Here is a 2,990-nt window from a genome sequence, read left to right as displayed (position 1 = left end):
GTGGAACTGGGGGCCACCCGCCACCCGGGCGGGGCGGTGACGGCGGAGGTCGTCGACGACGGCCCCGGTCTCGGCCCCCCCCCCCCCCCCCGGCGCGGGGGGCGCCCGGGGCTACTGGCCCCGCGGGCGCCCGGGGGGGGGGGGGGGGGGGGCCCGCGCGGGGGCGGCCGGGTGGGTGCCGAAGGAGTGCGGGGTGGACGAGCTGACCACCGTGCTGCGCGGCGTGTGCCGCGGCCACGCCTGGTACCCGCCGGAACTGCTCGGGGAGGTCCTGCGCGGGCTGCGGGCCGACGTGGTGCGCGCCGCCCGCAGGGACGGTCCGCTGGACGTGCTCAGCGACCGGGAGCTGGACGTGCTGCGCGGCATGGTCGAGGGCAAGCGCGGCAGCCGCATCGCCGCGGAGCTGCGGATCTCCGCCGAGACGGTGCGCACCCACACCCGCAGCATCCTCGCGAAGCTGCGGGTGCACTCCCAGCTGGAGGCCGTGAGCGTGGCCGCCGCGGCGGGGCTGCGCGCTCCCGGGCAACCGGGCGCTCCCGGGCAGCCGGACGTCTCCGGGCAGCCGCGCGCTCCCGGGCGACCGAACACCTCCGGATCGCTGGACGTTCCCGGGCAGCTCGCAGCTTCCGGGCCACCGAGCACGTCGGGACCACCGGGCGCCGCCGGAGCGTCCGGCGAACCGCGCGCCCCCGGCGAGATCGGCACGATCGACCGGCCCTCCCCGCCGGACCGGCGATGAACCGCCCGCCGCGCGTCGCCACCGTGATCACCCGGCTCGAAGGCGGGGCGGGGGCGATGGCGCTGCGCGGCGCGCTCGCGCTGGACCGGCGCGAGTTCGACGTCACCGTCATCACCGGCAGCGGCGGCCGGTTGCTGCGGGACGCCGCGGCGGCGGGCGCCGCCTGCGTCCTCGAACCGTCGCTGCGCGCCCCGATCGCCCCCGCCGACGACCTGCGCGCGCTGCTGCGGCTGACGGCGCTGCTGCGGCGCGGTTCCTTCGACGTGGTGCACACCCACTGCGCCAAGGCCGGCGCGCTCGGCCGGGTCGCCGCGGTCCGCGCCGGGATGCGGCGGATCGTGCACTCCTACCACGGCTTCCCGTTCCACGAGTTCCAGCGCGCCCCGCGGCGGCGGACCTACCTGGCGGTGGAGCGCGCGCTGGGGCGGGTCACCGACGTGGCGCTGTGCGTCGGGACCGGGGTCGCGGTGGAAGCGGTGCGGCGCGGGCTGATCGCCCCGGACCGGGTCCGCACCACCGGGGTCGCGGTGCCACCGGTGCCCGTCGACCCGAAGCGGGCGCGCCGCGAGCTGGGGCTGCCCGCCGCGGCGGTCGTCGTCGGCGCCGTCGGCAGACTCGTCTACCAGAAGGCCCCGGAGGACTGGGTGGCCGCGTTGGCGGCGCTGCGGCGCCCGGACGTGACCGGGGTGTGGATCGGCGACGGGGAGCGGGCCGCGCGGGTGCGGGCGGCCGCGGCGCGGCTCGGGGCGCGCGTGGTGCTGGCCGGGGACCGCGCGGACGCGCCGGAGCTGGTGCCCGCGTTCGACGTGTTCGTCCAGCCCAGCCGCTACGAGGGGCTGCCGCTGGCGGTGGTGGAGGCGATGAGCGCGGGCGTGCCGGTGGTGGCCACCGCGGTGAACGCGATCGGCGACGTCGTGGTGCCCGGGGTGACGGGCCTGCTGGTTCCCCCGGCCCGCCCGGACCTGCTGGCCTCCGCGGTGTCCCGGCTGCTGGCCGACCCGGAACTGGCCGCCGGGCTCGCCACCGCCGCGCGGCAGCGGGTGCTCGGCGCGCACACCGCGGCGGCCCTGGCCGCCGACCTCGCCGCCGCCTACCGCGGCGAGCCGGTGACCGCCGCCGCGACCGGGTCGGACCGGTTCGGCGGGCCGGTGGAGCCGCCGCGCCACATCCGTGACCTGCGGTGACGGTCATCCCCTGAAGGTATGAGACTGCAACGAGCGGGCAGTGCCGACGCGAAGTCCGGGTAGCGCGGCCCGCCGGCCGCGGCGTCTCGGAGCGGAGGGGAGCGGTGGTGCGAACCGGATCCTTGCCCGCGCCTGCACCGCCCGGAGCGGACCGGTGGCTGCGCGGCTTGCTGCACGACCTGGGGCACGGCCTGGCGGCCGCGTCCTACTTGACCGAGGGCATGCGCTCGGAAGCGGAACTGCCCGCGCAGGCCCGCGACCGGTTGGAGCTGGTGCACCAGGAGCTGGTGCGCCTGCTGGAGCTGGTCTCGGCGGGCGGCGCCCCGGGCGAACCGGTGGCGGTGGAACTGCGCGGGCTGCTCGGCGGGCTCGCCGCGTCCCGCGCGGGAGCCGGTGCGCCGACGCTGCTGGTGCACCCGGGCGCCCCGGTGCACGTGCGCGCCGACCCGGCGGCGGTGTGGCGGATGCTGGCGAACCTGCTGGACAACGCGGCGCGCGCGGCGGGCCCGGGTGGCGTGGTGGAACTGGGGGCCACCCGCCACCCGGGCGGGGCGGTGACGGCGGAGGTCGTCGACGACGGCCCCGGTCTCGGCCGCGCACCCGCCGCGGGCAGCGGGCTCGGCCTGGGCATCGTGACCGCGCTGGCGCAGTCCTGCGGTGCGCGGCTGCACCTGGATCCGGCGCCGCGGCGGGGGACGCGGGCTCGGCTGGTGTTCCCGGCGGCGTGAGGCTCGCACGGGGCGACGATGGGGGAGAGCGATGGGGGACGGTTCGACGCGGGTGCTGCTCGGCGACGACCACGCGATCTTCGTGGACGCGCTGGTCTCGGCGCTGTCCGCACGCGGGTTCCCGGTGGTCGGCACCGCGGGTTCGATCGCGGCCACGGTCGCCGCGGTGCGCAGGCTGGCCCCGGACATCTGCTTGCTGGACCGGTTCTTCGGCGACGGGGACGGGGTGGCGGGGGGGGGGGCGGGGGGGGGGGGGGGGGGGCGGGGGGGGGGGCGAAAACAACCGCAACACCACCCCCCCGCCACAGCGGGTCAGGGGAGGGCGGAGACTATTAAAAA

Annotated in this window: 4 protein-coding genes; all 4 read left to right on the top strand. The window is 78.7% G+C overall.

Going from position 1 to position 2,990, the window contains the following annotated elements:
- Nucleotides 1–193: 193 nt before the first annotated feature.
- Entirely contained in the window at nt 194–739 is a 546-nt protein-coding gene (locus LCD33_RS13345) for a LuxR C-terminal-related transcriptional regulator (RefSeq protein ID WP_224977907.1), read from the top strand.
- Nucleotides 736–1,923 (top strand): glycosyltransferase, encoded by a 1,188-nt coding sequence (locus LCD33_RS13340; protein WP_224958157.1) that lies wholly within the window; start codon nt 736–738, stop codon nt 1,921–1,923. Before LCD33_RS13345 ends, LCD33_RS13340 begins: the two co-directional genes overlap by 4 nt.
- Before the next feature lie 107 nt (nt 1,924–2,030).
- Nucleotides 2,031–2,651, top strand: coding sequence for a sensor histidine kinase KdpD (locus LCD33_RS29200; RefSeq protein ID WP_224966189.1), 621 nt, complete (start codon nt 2,031–2,033; stop codon nt 2,649–2,651).
- A 31-nt stretch (nt 2,652–2,682) separates the two neighbouring features.
- Nucleotides 2,683–2,990 (top strand): response regulator transcription factor (locus LCD33_RS13330; RefSeq protein WP_374228470.1); only part of this gene is annotated, 308 nt, incomplete at its 3' end.

This window comes from Saccharopolyspora sp. 7B, assembly GCF_020177435.1.
GTDB lineage: Bacteria > Actinomycetota > Actinomycetes > Mycobacteriales > Pseudonocardiaceae > Saccharopolyspora_C > Saccharopolyspora_C gregorii.
The sequence above is the reverse complement of the archived record's forward strand: the minus strand, read 5'-3'. Positions and strand labels throughout refer to the sequence as shown.

Bases quoted from the DNA above. Each gene is read 5' to 3' on its own strand.
- LCD33_RS13340 (WP_224958157.1), top strand. From the start codon at position 736: ATGAACCGCCCGCCGCGCGTCGCCACCGTGATCACCCGGCTCGAAGGC.